Annotated in this window: 14 protein-coding genes; 8 read left to right on the top strand and 6 right to left on the bottom strand. The window is 55.8% G+C overall.

Annotated elements, in window-relative coordinates:
- Window positions 1-158: 158 nt before the first annotated feature.
- The 3 genes from ACNSOI_RS05480 to ACNSOI_RS05490 are packed head-to-tail and all read left to right on the top strand — an operon-like array spanning window position 159 to window position 5815.
- Window positions 159-2267 carry a type VI secretion system Vgr family protein gene (locus ACNSOI_RS05480; protein ID WP_420195290.1) on the top strand — a complete coding sequence of 703 codons (2109 nt, stop codon included), beginning with the start codon at window positions 159-161 and terminating at the stop codon, window positions 2265-2267.
- The gene (locus tag ACNSOI_RS05485) at window positions 2233-3099 is read left to right on the top strand and encodes a DUF4123 domain-containing protein (RefSeq protein ID WP_286254322.1); all 867 of its coding nucleotides are present in this window, start codon (window positions 2233-2235) and stop codon (window positions 3097-3099) included. Before ACNSOI_RS05480 ends, ACNSOI_RS05485 begins: the two co-directional genes overlap by 35 nt.
- A complete protein-coding gene (locus ACNSOI_RS05490) occupies window positions 3083-5815 on the top strand; it encodes a LysM peptidoglycan-binding domain-containing protein (protein ID WP_420195291.1) in 2733 nt (910 codons plus the stop codon). Before ACNSOI_RS05485 ends, ACNSOI_RS05490 begins: the two co-directional genes overlap by 17 nt.
- Before the next feature lie 18 nt (window positions 5816-5833).
- Here the strand turns inward: ACNSOI_RS05490 and ACNSOI_RS05495 are convergent, their stop codons facing one another.
- Window positions 5834-6592: a formylglycine-generating enzyme family protein gene (locus ACNSOI_RS05495; protein WP_420195292.1), complete on the bottom strand. Its 759-nt coding sequence runs from the start codon at window positions 6590-6592 to the stop codon at window positions 5834-5836.
- Between the two features lie 370 nt (window positions 6593-6962).
- On the opposite strand from ACNSOI_RS05495, the gene ACNSOI_RS05500 reads away from it, so the two are divergent.
- Window positions 6963-7661 (top strand): DUF3592 domain-containing protein, encoded by a 699-nt coding sequence (locus tag ACNSOI_RS05500; RefSeq protein WP_420195293.1) that lies wholly within the window; start codon window positions 6963-6965, stop codon window positions 7659-7661.
- Window positions 7622-8299, top strand: coding sequence for a DUF3592 domain-containing protein (locus tag ACNSOI_RS05505; RefSeq protein ID WP_420195294.1), 678 nt, complete (start codon window positions 7622-7624; stop codon window positions 8297-8299). Before ACNSOI_RS05500 ends, ACNSOI_RS05505 begins: the two co-directional genes overlap by 40 nt.
- Before the next feature lie 88 nt (window positions 8300-8387).
- On the opposite strand, the gene ACNSOI_RS05510 is transcribed toward ACNSOI_RS05505, so the two are convergent.
- Together ACNSOI_RS05510 and ACNSOI_RS05515 are read right to left on the bottom strand one after the other, a co-directional pair.
- Entirely contained in the window at window positions 8388-9713 is a 1326-nt protein-coding gene (locus tag ACNSOI_RS05510) for a S8 family peptidase (RefSeq protein WP_286254332.1), read from the bottom strand.
- A gap of 90 nt (window positions 9714-9803) precedes the next feature.
- Window positions 9804-10169, bottom strand: a complete 366-nt coding sequence (locus ACNSOI_RS05515) for a thiol-disulfide oxidoreductase DCC family protein (protein WP_420195295.1) — start codon at window positions 10167-10169, stop codon at window positions 9804-9806.
- Window positions 10170-10384: 215 nt separating this feature from the next.
- Here ACNSOI_RS05515 and ACNSOI_RS05520 point away from each other — a divergent pair, with 215 nt between their 5' ends.
- From ACNSOI_RS05520 to ACNSOI_RS05530, 3 genes are all read left to right on the top strand, one after another.
- Window positions 10385-11488 (top strand): AI-2E family transporter, encoded by a 1104-nt coding sequence (locus tag ACNSOI_RS05520; RefSeq protein WP_420195296.1) that lies wholly within the window; start codon window positions 10385-10387, stop codon window positions 11486-11488.
- 252 nt (window positions 11489-11740) lie between these two features.
- Complete coding sequence (locus ACNSOI_RS05525) at window positions 11741-12892, top strand: alcohol dehydrogenase catalytic domain-containing protein (RefSeq protein WP_420195297.1); 1152 nt, start codon at window positions 11741-11743, stop codon at window positions 12890-12892.
- The gene (locus ACNSOI_RS05530; protein WP_420195298.1) at window positions 12889-13920 is read left to right on the top strand and encodes a proline racemase family protein; all 1032 of its coding nucleotides are present in this window, start codon (window positions 12889-12891) and stop codon (window positions 13918-13920) included. The genes ACNSOI_RS05525 and ACNSOI_RS05530 overlap by 4 nt, the downstream gene beginning before the upstream one ends.
- Before the next feature lie 11 nt (window positions 13921-13931).
- On the opposite strand, the gene ACNSOI_RS05535 is transcribed toward ACNSOI_RS05530, so the two are convergent.
- The 3 genes from ACNSOI_RS05535 to ACNSOI_RS05545 all read right to left on the bottom strand — a co-directional run bounded on the left by ACNSOI_RS05535 (window position 13932) and on the right by ACNSOI_RS05545 (window position 16365).
- Entirely contained in the window at window positions 13932-14414 is a 483-nt protein-coding gene (locus tag ACNSOI_RS05535) for a VOC family protein (RefSeq protein ID WP_420195299.1), read from the bottom strand.
- A gap of 207 nt (window positions 14415-14621) precedes the next feature.
- On the bottom strand, window positions 14622-15443 hold the full coding sequence (locus tag ACNSOI_RS05540; protein ID WP_072677799.1) for an ABC transporter permease subunit: 822 nt from the start codon (window positions 15441-15443) through the stop codon (window positions 14622-14624).
- On the bottom strand, window positions 15436-16365 hold the full coding sequence (locus ACNSOI_RS05545; protein ID WP_061333489.1) for an ABC transporter permease subunit: 930 nt from the start codon (window positions 16363-16365) through the stop codon (window positions 15436-15438). The genes ACNSOI_RS05540 and ACNSOI_RS05545 overlap by 8 nt, the downstream gene beginning before the upstream one ends.
- Window positions 16366-16367 lie beyond the last annotated feature (2 nt).

Below are 16367 nucleotides of genomic sequence, written 5' to 3' on the forward strand. Positions count from 1 at the left end.
TTGTTGTAGGCATTGGGACAAGAGTAACCGTTCACAGAGTTCAACAAAAGTCGCAGATGTGGGCAGATGCAAGGTTGGCCTTACAATCCACACTGGTTATACTCATGCACGCTCAGGACGAGTAAGCAGTTCATCATTAATCTTCAGGGACCGAAGTCATGCCCCAGGCAAGCGGATTGCAGTTCACCGCCCGTGTAGGCGAATTCCCCTCAGATCACTTTGTTGTCGTCAGCTTCGCGCTGACCGAAAGCCTTTCCCAGCTGTTTCAGGGTCGAGTGCATCTGGCCAGTACTGACCCGGACGTGCAGGCGGCGGATATCCTGGAACAACCGGTGGACCTGGTGGTGTGGCAAGACGGCCAACCCCTGCGGCGTTTCACCGGCGTGGTCAATGAATTCGTCCGCGGCAACACCGGCCATCGCCGCACCGCCTACGAAGTGGTCATCCAGCCCCCGGCCTGGCGCCTGGGTCTGATGCACAACAGCCGCATCTTCCAGACCCAGACCACCGATGCTATCGTGCGCACCCTGCTGGAAGAGCGGGGCATCATCGACACGGTCTTCGATTTCAAACGCCCCCCGGAAGAACGGGAATACTGTGTCCAGCACCGGGAAAGCGACCTGCAGTTCATCAACCGCCTGGCCGCCGAAGAAGGCTGGCACTACCGCTACCAGCACGGCAGCGTGGACGGCGAAGAACAACCGGCGTTAATCATCGCCGACCACCACGGCGACGCCCCGAAACTCGACCCGGTCCCCTGCAACACCCAGGCCGGCGGCAGCAGCAAACAGGCCTGTGTATTCAGCTTCGCCTACGAAGAGCGCATCAAAGCCGCCTCCGTGGCCATGAAGGACTACACCTTCAAAAACCCAGCCTACGCCCTGATGCATGAACAAAGTGCTGGCGGTGTTAACCATAGAGAAGACTATCAACACTACGACTACCCCGGCCGTTACAAAGCCGACGCCAGCGGCCAGCCCTTCACCCAGGCCAGACTGGACGCTCTGAGAAACGACGCCTCCCTGGCCAAGGGCGAAAGCAACCGCCCGGACTTTACCCCCGGCGCCAAAGTGGAACTGCAGGAACACGACAGTCAGAGCCTGAACCGGGAATGGCTGCTGACCGCCATCACCCACACCGGTAAACAGCCCCAGGCCATGGAAGAAGAGGGTGGCAGCGAACCCACCAGCTACCACAATGACTTCACCGCCATTCCGGCGGACAAAACCTGGCGGCCCCTGTGTGAACACAAGCCGATGATGGACGGTCCCCAGATGGCCATCGTCACCGGCCCCGAGGGTGAAGAGATCCATTGTGACCAGTACGGCCGGGTGAAAGTCCGGTTCCCCTGGGACCGCTATTCAAAGAACGACGAACACTCAAGCGCCTGGCTACGCGTAGCCCAGGGTTGGGCCGGCGGCCAATACGGCTTTATGGCTTTACCGAGAATCGGCAACGAAGTGATTGTGTCCTTCCTGGACGGTGACCCGGACCAGCCCATTATTACCGGCAGGACTTACCACGCTACCAACACACCGCCGTACGCGCTGCCGGAACACAAAACCCGGACCACCCTGAAAACCAAGACCCATAAGGGTGAGGGCAGCAACGAACTCAGGTTTGAAGACGAAGCGGACCAGGAACAGATCTACGTCCACGCCCAGAAAGACCTGGACCTGCTGACGGAAAACAACCGCACCGAAGTCATCAAGAACGACAGCCACCTGACGGTGGAAAACAACCGCTTCAGCCACACCAAAGGCAATAGCCACCACACCACCGAAGGCGAACACCGGGAAAGCATCGGCGCCGACTACAGCCTTAACGTCAACGGCAGCCACCACAGCAAGCAGGGCAAGAACCAGCTGGTGGAAGCCGGCACCGAAATCCATCACAAGGCTGGTATGAAAATTGTGATTGAAGCCGGCGCTGAGGTAACGCTTAAAGCCGGCGGCAGCTTTGTGAAGGTGGACCCGAGTGGGGTGACGATTTCTGGGCCGCTGGTGCGGATGAACTCCGGGGGTGGGCCTGGGAGTGGTAGTGGGGTTGGGGTGAAGCTTCCCGAGTTGGCTGCATCACCCGCGATTTACGAACAATCTGTTGCCGAATCTCCGAAATTAGCAACGCCCTCACTGAGGCCTGAGGCTAGCATTAATGCATCGAGGATTAGCCTATTAAGAGAGGCTGCCGCCGCTGGCAGTTTGTCTGTTTCTAGCTGCGAGTATGATGAGAATGGACGCTGCAAACTACATAAGCACACTGGATAGTGTCGCACCCATAGGGGAACAGCCGAAAGAGGCGAGTTACGCAATTATTGATTTGGCATCGGATCCTGATTTTATGAGCTTTCTTTATGGTGGCCAGAATCAAGAGCCGATTGAATGGTGGAGCCTTTTCGAGGGTTCTTGCTGGCAGGCAAGTTGGTTCAACGGACCGGTTTTGGTTGATCTACGATCCAGTGAGGCGTTTGGTAAGCAGGTTGTTTCCCGCATGGAGCGTCGTTCCCTGGGTGTATTAATTGGGTCTTCATTGGGGGCATCGGATCTGCTCCAGCGGAGTCAGCAATGGCTTTTCTGCATGGATTCATCGCAGGAGCGACTACTCAGATTTTACGAACCTCGGATGTTGGCGGCGCTGCTTTGTGTAATGGATAACTCTCAACGAGAGAGCCTTGTGTTGCCCGATGAGCGATTGATTTGGCATGACGGCCAAGTGTGGCGTTCATCGGCTCCATCACGTAAGGGGGGCTTTGCCTCCAAGACTAACAATATTGTTATTAGTGATGAGCAACTTCAGCTTGTGCCCGCATACCGTTTGGCGGCGGAATCACGCGGCTATGCATTCTATTATGAAAATCAGTTGAGCGGATACGAAGACCCTGTTGTGTGGGTTCTGGAGCGTTTTCTTGAAGCGAAGAATTTTGGATTTTCGAAACTATCAAGCTTGGAACGTTGGTTAAGGCTAGCGCTCCTTCATGGTGATGCATTTCACTGCGCTACTGGGTTTCGTGAGGTATTGAGTCAAGAGCATTTGTCCGCCAGTGAACGGCTCGAAGCCATGGAAGGTATGAGGAAGATAGTTAATGTCACGACAGTATGAAGTGCAATTCGGTGATACTCTCTCGCAGATTGCGCAGCTCCATAACGTATCGGTATCGCAAATTCAGGAGCTCAATCCAATGATTGAGAATCCCGATCAAATTCAGGAAGGTTGGAAATTGGATCTTCCCGCCGAAAATGGCGACGCCCATAATCCGGGCAACCTACCTCCATCCAGATCTGCCAATGATAATACCTCTACCGATGCTTCATGCACTGAATGCCAGTTGGAGTACGTTGAATTGGTGCACATCACAGGTGAGGAGGGGGCTGTACATGCTCTCACGGAACGTCAATGTAATGATTTGATTTCGGCGGTCGAAGAACTACAACTGCCCTTGATAGGCTTGCAGAGCGCAGAGGGCCAATCGGATGAGCGAGTAGCGGAGGCTAAGACTGAAGCCTGGCAGGCCTTAAAGGATCTCAATGCCCTTCCCCCAATTGCATCTAGCACCACGGTCGAGGAGCTGATTGCGGAGTATCGAGCTCGTTGGCAGCTCGCTCAAGAGCGTCTGCATAGGCAGGAGCGGCGAAGAGAACGCATTCGAAGTGAACTGAACCAAGTGCGCCGTGACGTTCTCAGTCCACTTCACCGTCGGCCGTCTAATGAGTCCAAGGATTTACTTACTGTTAGGATCTTTCGGACTCTGTCGAATGAACTCGAACAGACATTATCCGATATCGAAACGGTCTTGGATGCGCGCAGTCAAGAGGTGAGCGCCGAGCGGGCAAACTATGAATCGCTTGATGAACGACTCCAGTTTCTTCGAGCTGCCTTGGAGGCAGAAGTTGCGTATCGGGTAGCTCAGGCATCCGATTCTTATGATTCGGACACGATGGCCCAGTTGGCCCATGAATCTGCAGTTCTAAGGGAGAGAACTCAGTGGCCTGAATTTATCAGAGATTCTGAGATTGGAGCATTGGTGCAGCGGCAGCAGCGATTGGCGGAAATTGAAGCAGCGCCTGCTCCGGCATGGTGGCGCGAAACAGTTCATTACTTGGTTACCAGTGACCCAACACCATCCTTGTGGAGCCTTATTGATACACGCGAAGTGGATCAATACCGTGAACTCCAGCGCGAGAAAAAACGCCTTCTTGTAGAGCAGGAAGCGGCGCTTAGTCGTATTGTTGGAACTAGCCCGCCTCCCTCCAACGATGTTTTCGCCAGTCCGAACGTCGGCGACACACGAAGCTGGAATGTAGTTGAGATCAAGCGAACGGGAGAACCTGGGTACCGCTATATTACCCGTGAGAGTCTTCAGCAGTTTCGTCAGGGCTGGCGGCCTATGACGATGGCTGACGTAAAGGAAGCCATGTCTTCCAGTCGATTCCGGGAAGCGAGTGAGCAGGCGCGGGATGCAGTTCGTGCGAGCCCTGAGCTGAAACTGAAGCTAGCTCAGTGGAAAAGCAAGGAGGATAATTTTTTCAATCAGCTCAATATCGAGTTGTTTAAAGAAGACATCTCTACTGAGGATGGTCGTTTCTCAGCAGCGGCTGAGGCCCAAATGTTCCGTTTTGCCTCGCAAGCTGGACTGGCCGCATCCTACAATCCAGCCAAAAAAGAAGCGCATATTGGGGGCAAGGTGGAGGGGACCTACAGTCTTCTTGAAGGCAAAGCATCTCTCAGTGCTCAACTGCCAGATGTGAACGGCAGGCCCCTTATCCTGAAATATCAGGATCAGAAGGGGGATCTTGTTCCACTGCATTGCGGACTATTTCGGGTCGACGCGGAGTACTCAATTCAAGGATTTGCCGGAGCTTGTGCTTCTTTGGCCGCTAATGTTAGAGCCTCCAGTGCTCCAGGAAATGTAGGTATTACCGGCGACGCCAACGGTGAGGTATTTGCTGGGGCGTCGTTACAGAACGAGGCGGCGTTTAGTGTTAAGTGGAAGGCAGCGTATGCCGCAGTTCAAGATAGGCAGTCCTCGGGGGAGGATGAGCAGGTTTCGACGCAAGAACAAGAACGGAGGGGCAAGGCCGATGAAGCGTTCAAGTCCTTGTTAGAGGTGAAACCTGAGATTTCACTTTCAGCAGGGGTCGGTGCGGGCTTTGATTTCAAGGTCGGATTATCGGAAAGCAATCGGCTCTATTTGACCTTAAAAGGGCACCTGGTTCTTGGCCCTGGAGGTGGCGGTGGGGTAGCTGCAGAGCTGAATGGTCCGCAGGTGATTGAACTTATTAAGTTTGTTCGTTGGTCGTTGGAGCAATCGGATTTCCGGTTTCTTGAATGGATGGATGTCAGGGCGTTTGCCATGTTGTCCTTGATTCAGCGGATTCAGGCGGTCAGTGGAGAAGATCTGATTGGAGTTGCGGCCTGGCCTCTGGATCGCCTTCAAGATTATTGGAGATCGGTTCAGGAAAGCTATTTGGAATCATTGGAAGCGGCAAGTGGACTTATGAGTGAGGGTCAGGTTTCCAACTATACACCCGAGACTAAGGCAGAAGTTCTATATATGTTTTCAGTCAACGCCTCGAGAGCTATGCGACAAAATAATGAAGACCTTGAACGGCTCGCATCCGCAGCATTTTTTGTTCTGGGTACGATCCAGTCCCATCGCGAGTTTATGGAGGTGCTTCGACGTATGGGGCGTGCAGATAACGGCAAAGGGGGCGTGGTTGATCTGAAGAGCAACTATGTTGATCTAGTGTTGCGTTTTCTGTATCGGTCGTCGAAGTCTCAGGAGACTGAAGAGTGGCTTTCGGGTTTATACGCCTAATCTAGAGTGGTTCGGAGTCTAGTTTTTTACGCAACGGAATCCACTACTCAGGGGCATGCTCGACTCTGGAACCACTCTGCGAGACACTGTTGAGCTATTGATGATGGGGCCTTGGTAGTCACCTCCTCGCATTACCCTTTCAGGTTCTTGGAGGCCTGGCGCGATAGTGACAGGCTCTCCTGACTCTGGACCCTGTGGGTTCATCCGCTCGGAGTTCTGATAATAGTCTGGTGCATAGTAGTCGTTGACCCATTCTGCAGCATTGCCGGTCATGTCATGCAATCCAGCTGGGTTAGGGGGATAACGACCGGGAGCATCCGGCATTGCTCGTTTATCACCGTAGAGCGCTGCTTTCGGGCCGCTTGCAATGCTGACGTTACGTCCCGGTTCTATTTCTCCATTATCTGTAGCGTGCCGAACAGGTTTTCCGCCAGAGCGCGCCGCGTACTCCCACTGAGCTTCTGTCGGTAAGTCAACGGGTTGGTTAGACTGTTCTCCGAGCCAAAGGCAGAAAGCTTTTGCATCGTGCCATGATACTGGGGCGGGAAGCTCTGCGCTGAAGCGTTCTGGGGATTCTTTGCGTTTGTCGTCGTAGAAGCGAGCTTTCATAGAGTGGCCGGATGCGTCTAAAAATATCTCGTAATCTCCTTGAGTCACCTCATACTTCTGGATAAAGAAATCATCCAACACCACTTCATGGGCGGGAATGGTATCCGCACCCATTGCCCAGCCACCAGGGTTGCCCATCATGAATGCGCCACCCTCAACAAAGACCATGGCCTCCATTTGCCTGTGAACCATATCGTCTTTTTTTGAGTCGGAATATCCGCTACAACCAACCAAGTTTACAGAGGTGATTAATGCGACAGGGAGAAAGTGTATGAAATATCTAGATCTCGGCATGCCGTCGGCTTCCTTTCCGCCATTGAACTTTAACGTGGGCATATACTAACGGAATCAGTACTTAAGCTCTATGAAGAAAACCCCATATTCGGATAGGGAGACTTTTTTATAATGATGTGACGCGAATATTACCCATCTACTCCATTTCTGCTGGGGGCGCGGTATAATCCTGCCGGTTTAACGCTCAGGTTTTATCAAAAGCCAGCTCAAAACACGGAAGCAACAATTTTCAAGGAACGAAAAAATGAAAACTCTGAAAATCCTCAAGTACACCTTCACTGTCATCGGCGTAGCCATGCTATTTGGCGCCCTTGCCAGCTACAACAGCACCTCCGCTTTCATCGACCGGGCTACCGAAACCAGCGGGATAGTGACCGAACTGGTGCTCTCCCGCTCCAGCGATTCCACCAGCTACTATCCGGTCGTGGCATTTCAGGATGCCAGTGGCCGAGAGATTGAGTTTCAGTCCCGTTCCGGTTCAAACCCTCCCTCCTTCAGGCGCGGTGAGCGGGTTTCTGTGCTGTATGAGCCCTCGGCGCCGGAGAATGCGCAGATCAACAGCTTCTTTTCCCTGTGGGGGATGTCGTTGATCGTTGGTGGGCTCGGCCTGGTGTTTACGTTGGTCGGTGGCGGGATGGTGCTGTTCGGCATTTTGAAAGGTCGCTCCAAGGCTTATCTGGAGGAACACGGCACCGAAGTGCTCGCAAAGTTTGCGTCGGTTGAGCAGAACACCAGCCTCACGGTCAACGGCCGGAATCCTTTTCGCATTGTCTGCCAGTGGCAACACCCACAAACGGGGGAGCTGCACGTGTTTCGAAGCGACAACCTGTGGTTTGATCCCAGCGACCACATTCACCAGGAGACCGTGCCGGTTCTGGTGGATGAATCCAACCTCAAACGTTATTGGGTGAACACGTCATTTCTGCCCAAGTTAGCCGGTTAGTTTTTTCGATCCTGGCGGAGAGCAACATGCGGAGAAAAGGCACTACTGACTGGCCGCTTCTAAGGGCAGCAGTCAAAGATAATCTCGATATCTTCTTCATGATGCTGGGCATGGGGCTCGTTTGCGGAGTTGTTGGGGGAGGCGTTTTCTATCTTGGCTTTGGCGAATGGGGCGCCATGATCTTCGGAGCCTTTTTCGCGCTGATCGGTTTGGCCTTGTTCGTTTTCTCATTTGTCGCCACGTACTCAAGCATCGGCTATTACTACGAACAGGCCCTTTTGCGTAAACACGGCGTGGAGGTGGATGGCATTCTGACGAGAAAAGAGGCGGACTGCCAGTTTCATCAGGAGTATGACAAATACAACCGGCCATTGGGCGAGGGACACTACCAATGCAACCTGTTGGTTGAGTTTGATTTTCAGTTTAACGGTGAAAATTGCAGTGGTGCTTTCTATCTGAATAAGGCTGAGCTATTCGACAAGCTCAAGGAAGGGGATCCGATGCCGCTGAAAGTTCTGAGGCTTGACCCTTCCGTTCATACGGTTCGTGAGCGGCGCCTCGCGAATATGCTTAAGGGCCGGGAGCCACAGACGCCGTCTCTGATTCCGGAAGGGGCAGAGATCAGCCAGTTGGCGTAGGTGTACTGTCGCTATCCCGGTGAACCCTGCTCATCGCACAAAACGAAAGTAACGCCCGCCAGCCAAAGTAGCTGGCGGGCTCTCTACCTCAAGGGTTCACATTCACCAGCAAATTCGGTGACCCGTTCAGGTTGGTCAGCTGGTTCTGGCTTGCCTGGTTGCGGAGCGTCTGGGCAACCTGTTCCGGTGTCAGCCCTGGGTTCAGGCTGAGCAGCAACGCGGTGGCTCCTGCCACGTGGGGAGAGGCCATAGAGGTGCCGCTGATGGTGTTAAAGGCGGTGTCGCCGGTGTGCCATGCGGCGGTGATGTCGGTGCCTGGCGCCATGATGTCCACGCAGGAACCGTGATTGGAGAAACTGCTGCGACGGTCCTGATTGTCGGTAGAACCTACGGTCACGGCTTCTGCTACACGGTTGGGCGAACCGCTGCAGGCATCGGCGTTGCTGTTACCCGCAGCGACCACCACCGGAATGCCGGAGGCGACGACTTCACGAACAGCGTTGTCCAGTGCTGCTGAATTGCCACCGCCCAGGGACATGTTGGCAACCGCCGGCTTCTCGGCGTTCTCTACCATCCAGTCCAGCGCTTCGATAATGGCACTGGTGGCGCCGGAACCGCTGCAGCCAAGCACGCGCAGGCCGATCACCTGGCTTTCCTTGGCGACACCGAACAGTGAACCGGTTGCGGTAGAGGCAACATGGGTACCGTGGCCGTTACAGTCTTCGGCGGAGTAGGTTGAGATGGTGTCCTCGTCGCCGAAGGAAATCAGCCCGCCCAACAACAGATCGATGATTCCGCCAATCAGCGGCACGCCGCCCAGGCCGCTGTCATCGTGGAAGTTCACGCCGCTGGCCCGGCCCTGAAAGTCGGCATGGGTGGTTCGGATGCCGGTATCCAGAACATAAACGTTGACACCCTGCCCGGCAACGGTGGGGTAGGTAAACTGGGTGTCCAGGGGCAGGGTGGTCTGGTCAATCCGGTCCAGTCCCCAGGTGGCATCCTGTTGGGTTTGCGTGGAGGACGTTGTCATCCAGGTGTCCGGCTCCACTGCGAGCACTCCGGGCAGGGCGGGCAGCAGGTCGGCCTGGCTTTGGGTGAGCTGCACCGTTGCACCGGTCATCACGTTCTCATACAGAAACAGAATGTTCCCGCCGCCAACGGCTGTTAATAGCGCCTGAATACCGGCAGACAGATCACCACCAACGCCCAGAAGCGAGGGCAGGGTTGGGTCGACAGTTACTATGTATCTTTGGGCAATGGTGTTTTCTGTGCTGGCGGTTGTGCTGGTGGATTCCGTTGTTGAAGATGTCCCGAGCAGCCCTGAGAGAAGACTGGCCTGGGCGTGCAGCGGTGTGGTAGAGAGAACGATCGCGGCGGCAAGTGCGCAGGGACCGGTGTTCAGAGAAAAACGCATGGTAGCTCCTTTGATGACTTTTGTTTTTATCGTAGAGCATAATGCATGCGTTAATATTTCAAGTTCAATGCATAATGCATTAAATACTGGTCACGATGGGCCAACCGAACACGCATACTTCTTTTCGAACCGACGATCTGCCCAGGTTTCATAAACCCGTTTTGCGAGCGGATATAAAACAGGCCACAACAGAGGCTTGAGCAACCAGCCAAACGGTGTGTGAGACCAGGCACGAACATTGGCCGGCAAGCCGATTACCCATTCGCCGTTCCAGGTCATCAGGTGCAGCCGCTTGAGCAGTTCCTCACGTGTTGGCAACTGTGCGTTTTGCGCATTCTGCTCGTGGATATCGGCAAAGATCAGATCGCCACGTTGTAACTTTCTGAGCGTGCGGATTTCCTTGGCGCACAGTGGGCAGCGTCCGTCGTAGAAAAGGGTGTCATAACGCGGTGGCATCTGGTTCTCCGGTTCAACTCAGGCTTCGTGCCTTTGTATACGCTGTCGGCAATGCCCCCGGTTCAGTTTTGTGCTCGGGCGAATGGTAATTGTTTGATAATGCAAGCAAGATGCTGGAACGCTACACTAGCAAGTCGCCCGCAACTCGCCTGTGCGGGCCTAATCGGCGTTGTGGATGACACGGCGCTATCCTGACCTGAAGGTACTGAAACAGCATGGATGATTCCCCAACAGAAAACCGCTCTCCCGAGAACCAGCCCGGGAAGAGCGTGCTGGCTGAGCTCTCTACGCCCATCTATGGCCTGTTTATCCTGGGCATCCTGTATACCCTCTATCTTGCTCACCAGATTATCCTGCCTATTGTTCTGGCCGTACTGACCAGCTTGCTGCTCTCGCCGCTAGTGAAGAAAGCCTATATCAATTGGCGGTTGCCAAAAGTGGTGAGCTCGCTGGTACTGGTGTTGGTTGTGCTTGCAGGTATCGTGGGTATTGGCGCTGCGGTTGCAACCCCGGCCCTTGAGTGGGCCCAGAAAGCACCTGAGGGCATATCCAGGCTGTTGGTGGGTGACAGCGAAATCATGCGCCAGCTCGATAAGGTCAGCCAGTCAGCGGAGCAGGTGGAAAAGTCCGTGGATGAGCTGTCGGAGAACGACCAGTCGAAGCCCACAACGGTTGTCTTGCAAACGGAATCCTGGCGGAGCCAGCTGATGTCCAAAGCCCGCAACGGTGTGGCAGGCCTGGCGTTGGCACTGGCGTTAACCTACTTCCTGTTGGTGAGCGGTGACAGGTTGATCTTTAACTTCGTCAAACAGTTACCAAGGCCGCAGCGCAAGACTGTTCTGAGAATCACCCACGACTCCCAGCAACAGATTGCCCAGTATCTCGCCGTGCTGGGGTTGAGTAACCTATCCGTTGGCGTGCTTACCGGGCTTATCTGTTGGGCCATCGGTTTGCCAGACCCAGCCATGTGGGGCCTGATCGCTGGCCTTGCCCGGTTTATCCCATATCTCGGCAACATGCTCACGATTGCGTTGCTGGCAGTGGTTTCCGCCATTACCCTGGATACGCTTTGGATGATGGCCATCGCGCCGCTGAGTTTTATCCTACTGACCACCATTGTTGGCTTTTTCCTGGAACCCTGGATTCACGGCTTTCGCATGGCCATCAACCCGGTCATCATCTTCGTATCCATCTTCTTCTGGGGCTGGCTCTGGGGCCCGGTGGGCGTTCTGCTGGCGGTGCCGCTCATGACCGTCATCCAGGTAGTCCTCAAACAAATACCCCGCTTGCGCCCGGTGTACAAAGTCATAGCCCGATAACCAGCCAATTCAGTTAATGGCTTTTCCCACAAAGTTATGCCGGCGGGAGGTGGGGCGTGTTTTTCTGGCAGGAAAAAAGATGTCTGAGCGAAGCGAGTTATTTTTTCCAGAAGAAAAACACGCCCCACCTCCCAGCCCGCCCCCAAACCAAACGGATGGGCAATAAAAGCAAGAGCCAACACCCCCTGACACAACCCCAGATCTCTCCTATGCTCTGAAGATCACTGAAACCACCAGAACAGGGAGGAGCCAATGTCCGAGATCCCGGCTTCCATGAAAGCCATGGTCCTCACCGGCCATGGCGGCATCGACAAACTTGAATACCAGGACATGCCAGTGCCCAAAGCGGCTGCCGGCCAGGTACTGGTGCAGGTAACCGCCACCGCCAAGAACAACACCGACCGCAAAGCCAGGGAAGGACTCTACCCCACTAAAAAAGGGGAGATGACGTCGTTCCAGATGGGAGGCAAACCCACGTTGACGTTTCCGCGTATTCAGGGCGCCGACATCGCCGGTAGCGTTGTGGCGGTGGGCGAGGGCGTCAGTGAAGCCCGTATCGGAGAGCGGGGCCTCCTGGACTTTAACATCTACGCCAACGACCGCACCGATATCAATCTCACTCCGGACTACTATGGTCATGGCTCCGATGGCGGTTACGCCGAATACGTGGCCCTGCCGTCCGATCAGTTTCACCATATCCCCAACCCTGAGCTGGCCGATGCCGAACTGGCGGCCATGGGCATGTGTTCCTACCAGACCGCCTACCACATGCTCACCTCCGCCAACGTTCAGGCCGGTGAGCGGGTGCTGGTGACCGGTGCCAGCGGCGGCGTGGGCACCGCACTGATCCAGCTTTGCCGGATCATCGGCGCTGTCCCTTACGCATTGAGCCAGAAAGACAAAGCCCAACCCCTGCTCGATCTTGGCGCCGAAGCGGTGTTGGATCGTAGTAACATGAGCACCTTTGTAGACCGGGTCAAGAAAGAAACTGGCGGCAAGCCCCTCGATGCGGTGATGGATCTGGTGGGCGGCGAAATGACGGACATATTCATCGATGCCATGATCTTCGACATGAACGCCCGCAGCACCTACCCGCGCCTGAGCATCGCAGGAGCCAGTGGCGGCAACATCAGTGAAATCCTCTGGACCCGAATCTACCTGTATCAGGTGCAGATTTTCGGGGTATCCCACGGCACCCGTGAAGAAGCAAACCAGCTGATGACCTGGATACGCGACGGCCATCTAAAGCCCGTGCTACACGGCGCCTTCAAACTGTCGGAACTGCACCGGGCGGAGGAGTACTTCGTCAATCGGGGTGGTAATTATCTGGGCAAGATCGTCATCGTGCCGGATGCCCAATGGCAAGCACACGGCCAAGCTTTTGCGCTGGAGGAAGGCGGATGAAACCGGAACTCACTATTCAGTTGATGGATACCCACGCCGGCGGCGATGTCAGCCGTATTGTGACCGGTGGCATCACCGCGTTGCCCGGCGATACCGTGCGAGCCCAGATGGAATATCTGCGGGATGACGCCGACGGCCTGCGCCGGCTGCTGTTGGAAGAACCCTACGGCATCCCCGAAATGTCTGTCGACTTGCTGGTGCCCGCCACCCATCCGGAAGCCGCCGCCGGTTACATCATTATGGAAGTCATGGGTTACCCCATCTACTCCGGCTCCAACACCATCTGCACGGCAACGGCGGTTCTGGAAGCCGGAATCGTCCGCAAACAGGAAGGCAAACAACACTTCAAACTGGAATCCCCCGCCGGCCTGGTGAGCATTGAGGCCACCGTGCATGACGGCGTGGTGGAAGCCATCACCTGCGAAGGCCTGCCCAGCTACATCCATACCCACAACGCCAGTATCAACGTGCCCGGCATCGGCCAGGTCCGCTACAGCGTGGCCTACAGTGGTGGCTTTTACGCCCTGGTAGATGCGAGATCACTGGGCTTCGACCTGACCCTGGACGAAGAACGCCACCTGGCCGAAACCGCCCATGCCATCGTTGAGGCTATCCAGGCTGAACGGGGTTTCTCCCATTACACTCTGGGCGACGTGGGCCCGCTGCCGTTCCTGCACTTCATGGGCCCGGTAGAACAAGTGGCCGAGGGATACTACCGCTCCCGCTCCGCCACCTACGTGCACCCCGGTGTTATCTGCCGAAGCACTACCGGCACCGGAACCTCGGCGCGGCTGGCCTTGATGAATCTCGAAGGCCGAATCAAACCCGGCGATAAACTGGAAACCATCTCCCTGCGGGAAACCGGATTTATTGGCCAGTTCACGGCGGTCGAGCAGGAGGGGGAATACCAGGTGGTCGAAAACAAGATAACCGGCAAAGCCTATGTCATCGCCCGTTCCGACATCGTGGTGAACTGTGATGACCCGATGGTGGAGTGTGATGGCCTGAGGCATATTTTGTCGAGCTGAGCCTGATTCCGTCACCCCCGTTGGGCCGCCTCTATCGCCGAGATGTCGATCTTGCCCATCTCCATCATCGCTTCGAAGGCACGCCGGGCGGCGGCGCGGTCTGGGTCGGCTATGGCTTCTGTCAACGCCACCGGCGTGATCTGCCAGGAGATCCCCCACTTGTCTTTGCACCATCCGCAAGCGCTTTCTTCGCCACCATTGCCAACGATCGCATTCCAGTACCGGTCCGTTTCCTCCTGATCTCTCGTGGCGACCTGAAACGAAAACGCTTCGTTGTGCTGGAAGGCGGGGCCGCCGTTGAGCCCCAGGCAGGGAGTGCCAAGTACCGTGAACTTAACGGTCAGCACATCGCCCTGGGTACCAGAGGGAAAATCTCCGGGAGCGTGGAGTATTTCTCCCACCGAGGAGTCGGGGAAGGTTTGCGCGTAGAAACGAGCTGCGTCTTCGGCATCGCCGTTGTACCAGAGGCAAACGGTATTCTTGGGATGTTCCATGATGGTACTCCTCCATTCGATGTGTCGATCTGCGCTCTGTGTGTTCGTATTGATTGTGCTTACCAATATAGATCCCACACGGGCGCGCTCCAGTGGTTTTACTGGCCTTCACTGGGATGTCGTGTCGCTGGGCTGGGAATCGACAGTGGAAGGAAGAATTTTCAGGAGGGCTATTACCCTCCTGAATGAGTTCTGTGCCATGGGGCGTTAACGGGGCCTGAGCCGCCGCTTCTCCGCCCGCCGCATCCAGAACCACGCGATAAACGCGATCACCGACACCACGGCAATAATGATGGTCGCCAGCGCGTTGATCTCCGGCGACACTCCCATCCGTACAGATGAAAACACCACCATCGGCAACGTCGTTGCCCCGGGCCCGGAGACAAAGCTGGCAATCACCAGGTCATCCAGAGACAGGGTGAACGCCAGCAACCAGCCCGACACCAGGGCCGGTGCAATCACCGGCAGCGTAATCACAAAGAACGTTTTCAATGGCGTACAACCCAGATCCATGGCGGCTTCCTCAATAGAGAGGTCTACCTCTCGCAGCCGCGCACTCACCACCACCGCCACATAGGCACTGCAGAAGGTGGTGTGGGCGATCCAGATGGTCGCCATGCCACGGTCGGTTGGCCAGCCGATCAACTGGGCCATCTGCACAAACAGCAGCAACAGCGACAGGCCCGTGATCACTTCCGGCATCACCAGGGGAGCGGTGATCATGCTGGACAGCAGGGTGCGGCCGCGCATTTTCTTGAACCGGGCAATCACAAACGCGCACAGGGTGCCCAGGCACACCGCCATGCTGGCGGAGTAGAAGGCAATGCGCAGGCTCATCCAGACGGCAGACAGGATCTGCTCGTTGGCGAACAGAGCCCCATACCACTTGGTGGAAAAACCGGCCCACACCGACACCAGCCGCGAGGCGTTGAACGAGTACACGATCAATACCACCATCGGCAGGTACAGGAACAGCATGCCCAGCACCAGCATCGTTTTGGAGAAACCAGGAGCTCTTAACCTAACCATTCTTTTCCATCTCCCGAGCCTGGAAGCGGTGGAACAGCACAATGGGCACCAGCAGAAGTGCCAGCATCACAATCGCCAGGGCAGACGCCACCGGCCAGTCGCGGTTGTTGAAGAACTCTTCCCACAGCACTTTGCCGATCATCAGGGTATCCGGCCCGCCCAGCAGTTCCGGAATCACAAACTCGCCCACGGCGGGTATAAATACCAGCATGGAGCCCGCCAGGATTCCGGCCTTCGATAACGGCAGGGTAATGGCCCAAAAGGTGGTCAGGCTGCGGCAGCCAAGATCAGACGCCGCTTCCAGCAGACGTATATCCAGCTTCACCAGGTTGGTGTAGATGGGCAGGATCATGAACGGCAGGTAGGCGTAGACAATGCCCAGAATCACCGCAAAGTTGGTGTTCAGCATTTTCAGGGGCGAGTCGATCAGCCCCAGCCACATCAGGAACGTGTTCAGCAGGCCCTGGTTGCCGAGAATGCCCATCCAGGCGTATACCCGAATCAGGAACGAGGTCCATGACGGCAGCATCACCATCAGCAGGAACACCAGTTGCCAGTGCTTGGGTGCCCGGGCTATAGCGTAAGCCATGGGGTAGCCGATCAGCAGGCAGAACAGGGTGGCCAGGAACGCCGTCTTCACCGAGCCCCAGTAGGCGGCCACGTACAAGCTGTCGGAGGCCAGGAACAGGTAATTGCCAAAGTTCACCACCACCGACAGGGTGTTGTCGACAAAGCGGAACACCGGTTCGTAGGGTGGAATGGCCATCACCGCCGAGGTCAGGCTGATTTTCAATACCAGCGCAAACGGCAGCAGGAAGAACAGCAGCAGCCAGGCGAACGGTACGCCGAACACCACCCGGCGATGGAACAGCACCGCACGCACCCGCTCCACCACCGGGGCAGGAAACAGCTTTCGATTCATCG

The organism is Marinobacter sp. GH_1, assembly GCF_048595985.1.
GTDB classification, from domain to species: domain Bacteria; phylum Pseudomonadota; class Gammaproteobacteria; order Pseudomonadales; family Oleiphilaceae; genus Marinobacter; species Marinobacter shengliensis.

Coding starts and splice junctions, on each gene's coding strand:
- ACNSOI_RS05480 (WP_420195290.1), top strand. CDS start 159: ATGCCCCAGGCAAGCGGATTGCAGTTCACCGCCCGTGTAGGCGAATTC.
- ACNSOI_RS05485 (WP_286254322.1), top strand. CDS start 2,233: ATGGACGCTGCAAACTACATAAGCACACTGGATAGTGTCGCACCCATA.
- ACNSOI_RS05490 (WP_420195291.1), top strand. CDS start 3,083: ATGTCACGACAGTATGAAGTGCAATTCGGTGATACTCTCTCGCAGATT.
- ACNSOI_RS05495 (WP_420195292.1), bottom strand. CDS start 6,592: ATGGTCTTTGTTGAGGGTGGCGCATTCATGATGGGCAACCCTGGTGGC.
- ACNSOI_RS05500 (WP_420195293.1), top strand. CDS start 6,963: ATGAAAACTCTGAAAATCCTCAAGTACACCTTCACTGTCATCGGCGTA.
- ACNSOI_RS05510 (WP_286254332.1), bottom strand. CDS start 9,713: ATGCGTTTTTCTCTGAACACCGGTCCCTGCGCACTTGCCGCCGCGATC.
- ACNSOI_RS05515 (WP_420195295.1), bottom strand. CDS start 10,169: ATGCCACCGCGTTATGACACCCTTTTCTACGACGGACGCTGCCCACTG.
- ACNSOI_RS05520 (WP_420195296.1), top strand. CDS start 10,385: ATGGATGATTCCCCAACAGAAAACCGCTCTCCCGAGAACCAGCCCGGG.
- ACNSOI_RS05525 (WP_420195297.1), top strand. CDS start 11,741: ATGTCCGAGATCCCGGCTTCCATGAAAGCCATGGTCCTCACCGGCCAT.
- ACNSOI_RS05530 (WP_420195298.1), top strand. CDS start 12,889: ATGAAACCGGAACTCACTATTCAGTTGATGGATACCCACGCCGGCGGC.
- ACNSOI_RS05535 (WP_420195299.1), bottom strand. CDS start 14,414: ATGGAACATCCCAAGAATACCGTTTGCCTCTGGTACAACGGCGATGCC.
- ACNSOI_RS05540 (WP_072677799.1), bottom strand. CDS start 15,443: ATGGTTAGGTTAAGAGCTCCTGGTTTCTCCAAAACGATGCTGGTGCTG.
- ACNSOI_RS05545 (WP_061333489.1), bottom strand. CDS start 16,365: ATGAATCGAAAGCTGTTTCCTGCCCCGGTGGTGGAGCGGGTGCGTGCG.